This is a genomic window from Skermanella sp. (genome assembly GCF_059503625.1).
Map to the genome: position 1 here is coordinate 1 of NZ_JCACHA010000309.1, position 2897 is coordinate 2897.

General features: G+C 43.0%; 3 protein-coding genes. All 3 read left to right on the forward strand.

What is annotated here, in order from left to right; all coding sequences use genetic code 11:
• Positions 1–110: 110 nt before the first annotated feature.
• From AC5JJ6_RS07140 to AC5JJ6_RS07150, 3 genes are read left to right on the forward strand one after another with little or no spacing between them, the layout of a single operon-like run.
• Positions 111–809 carry a hypothetical protein gene (locus tag AC5JJ6_RS07140; protein WP_496041369.1) on the forward strand — a complete coding sequence of 233 codons (699 nt, stop codon included), beginning with the start codon at positions 111–113 and terminating at the stop codon, positions 807–809.
• A 54-nt stretch (positions 810–863) separates the two neighbouring features.
• Entirely contained in the window at positions 864–1649 is a 786-nt protein-coding gene (locus AC5JJ6_RS07145) for a zinc metalloprotease (RefSeq protein WP_496041370.1), read from the forward strand.
• 25 nt (positions 1650–1674) lie between these two features.
• Entirely contained in the window at positions 1675–2706 is a 1032-nt protein-coding gene (locus AC5JJ6_RS07150; protein WP_496041371.1) for a S1 family peptidase, read from the forward strand.
• The last annotated feature ends 191 nt before the right edge of the window (positions 2707–2897 follow it).

Genomic DNA, 2897 nt, shown 5'->3' on the forward strand with positions numbered 1-2897 from the left:
GCCGAACTAGAAATTATACTGCTGATATAGAGCGGAGAGCGACTGTACTGTAGTACTAAGGTCCAACCTACTGAGTTATTTGTGCGTCAAACGAATGTCTGGAGGAAAGCGTGTCACTTAAGCATGTGCAGAGTAAAATAACAACAAATCATCCACGCGATTATAACAAACAAAACCTTGACGAAATTAAACACAAAGCAGAGATGTTTTCCAGCGATCAGCAGGTGTCTCTTAGTGATACAAAAAAGCATACTAAAAACAACTTTTACAAGTTTTTTATTTTTATTGCAATTTCTTGTCTCTCAACGGCGTGCACCCAAACTACACCTGAAGAAATATTAGGAGAAGAACGGATTACACTTGACGAAGCGTCCGCCCAGGTTGCTGATGCAGTAAAGCGATTCCGCCTGCGGTTGGCGTCAGATGCTATTGGTCAGGATTCTACTAAACCAATCGTGCCACAAGAGTATCGAAGCGGTTTGATGTTTTGCGGCGTCGATATTAACTTTCTTGTATCAGCTAAAGCTACTGAGACAGGTAAATTAACTTTAGCTGTCCCGGCTACTTTAAACTTTGCGGGAGCAGGCCCTCTTGTAAATACTGTCGCTCCGACTTTGAACGCGGAAAGAGGTGGAACAGCTGACGCATCAAGAAGCAACACTATCACGTTCAAAATGGTAAATCCCGTATGTGCAGGCTTTGATAAGATTGTTGCCATGGTACAGGCGAAACCAGATATTGACCTAAGTACTGTTCTTGAAGAAATTAGAGCTGCAGGTGCGGGAAATCAAACGCAGCCACCTCAATAGAAAGGTAGTTAGGATTCTTCTCTAAGCATGCACAAGGGCCAAAAGAGGCGATATATGATCAAAGTTTCCGATTGTTTTGATGTAAAAATTGTTTCGACTCTGATATTTGCCTTTTTCTTGTGCATAGAAGTGTTCAAGCCACACAACGCTGTAGCCCAAAACCTTGAGTTACCAGATGTTACGAGAATACCACCTTTGCCGGCACTTAAATTTTTCGAGTTCAACGGTGATCGCTACGATTTAGTTGGAAGAGGCTATGTGCTTTTGGCAAATAAATGGACTTGGGGCTCTTTAATCCAACAACGCATTCTAACAGTTTGCTGGGAAGTTACACGCGAGGATTGGAACGATCAGCGTAAACTCGTCCAACGGGCCATTACTGACAGCTGGGATAAACATTCTGCATTGATCATAAAAGGTTGGTCATCATGCAACGAGAGCGGCAGTGATATACGTATTGGAGTTAAAGATCTTGGACCTAGAACAAGAGCATTAGGAAATAAGTTGAAAAATTTAAAGAATGGAGTTAGACTGAATTTTAAATTCGTAAATTGGGGATCCAAATGCAAAAGTTCGGTAGAAATATACGAAAAATGCATAAAAAGTATGGCGGTACACGAGTTTGGTCATGCTTTGGCACTTGCACATGAACACAATCGTCCTGATACTCCAGGTGAGTGTAAAGAGGAACCAGGGGAGCTTATTTCAGGTGATACTAAGTTAACTCCATGGGATAATGAATCGGTAATGAACTATTGTAATCCGGAGGATAATAATGGAGGCAAACTTAGTCCAGGAGACGTTGTAACAATACAAGAGCTATACGGGAAGCCGAGTTGACAAAACAGCTATCGGAGTATTGTTTATGTGGGTGCTTGTTCTAGTTAGCATTACGTATAGTCTTTTGATTTATCCAGCCATGGCAGAGGATAATGTTCTTGAAAGGTTGCATAGCGTTTACAAATCAGCGACTGCATTTGTTGTCATTCGCGGTAAAAATCAAGAAAATGAAGGCATAGTAGAGAGCGGAACTGGGTTTTTTATCTCGAGTAGTGGATATATGTTAACTAATTACCATCTTTTGGCTGATGACGACTTGCGGCCTTACTCAGATATCAGGATACGAGCTCAACAAGGTTCAGCGTTTGATCCTGATGATCCCACCGGCATAGTCCTCGTGGCTCGGGTAATTAAGTATGACCCTGTACAAGATATTGCGTTGCTGAAGGCAGAAGAAAAGGGTAGCCCTTATAATTTTGTGCGTGCGTGTCGCGAGACACAGGTTAAGGACGCTGAATCGGTGTATGTGCTTGGCTACGACCTTGGTTTGGGACTGAAGCCAACACCTGGAACGCTTAGTGGAAAAGACTCAGATAGAGGGTATTGGCAATACACTGCTCAGATCGAACCGGGAAGCAGCGGAGGTCCAGTTTTTAATAAAAATGGACGGTTGATCGGTATCAACTGGGGAAACGCTTCACCAGCAGATGCGATCAATTTCATGATTCCGATCCAGCATTCCTTTGATTTCTTCGCTCTTGCCGGAGCTCCGCTTGATTACTGCAAAACGACGACTGGTGAGGAAATACAAAACTCTTGCGTCCCAATAGTAAAAGTTTTCGGTGTTAATATATTTCACAACGATCATGCGAAAGAAGTTATAAGTACCAAAGTCGTAAATGAAGAATACAATGCAGAACCTGGGCATCGTATAATAAGCTGGCAATGGCAGGCTGCCTCTAATAATAATACTTCTGAGGTAAGAATAAACCTCATTGAAGATGGTCGAAGGCTAGTTCTGCAAGTTGGTCTCTCTAGTGGACCATTTTATGATCGTTGGGGGGGACGTCTAGAAGGTCATATAATTACGCGCCAAGAAAAGATAGAATGTAGATAGTGGTAATGGTGATTAGATGATGATCACCGCCAATGGCAGCTGCTTAGTGGTACGTCCGCTAAATCAATGAGATGGTTGGGAGGACGGAGCTTCTAAACGGGGTTGCCAGTAGTGTTCAACTCCCATACCTCGGACTCATGATCCCGAACAACCGTCAGCGCAACTAAGCCGATTGCCGCCTAGTACTACAG

Coding starts and splice junctions, on each gene's coding strand:
- AC5JJ6_RS07145 (WP_496041370.1), top strand. CDS start 864: ATGATCAAAGTTTCCGATTGTTTTGATGTAAAAATTGTTTCGACTCTG.
- AC5JJ6_RS07150 (WP_496041371.1), top strand. CDS start 1,675: ATGTGGGTGCTTGTTCTAGTTAGCATTACGTATAGTCTTTTGATTTAT.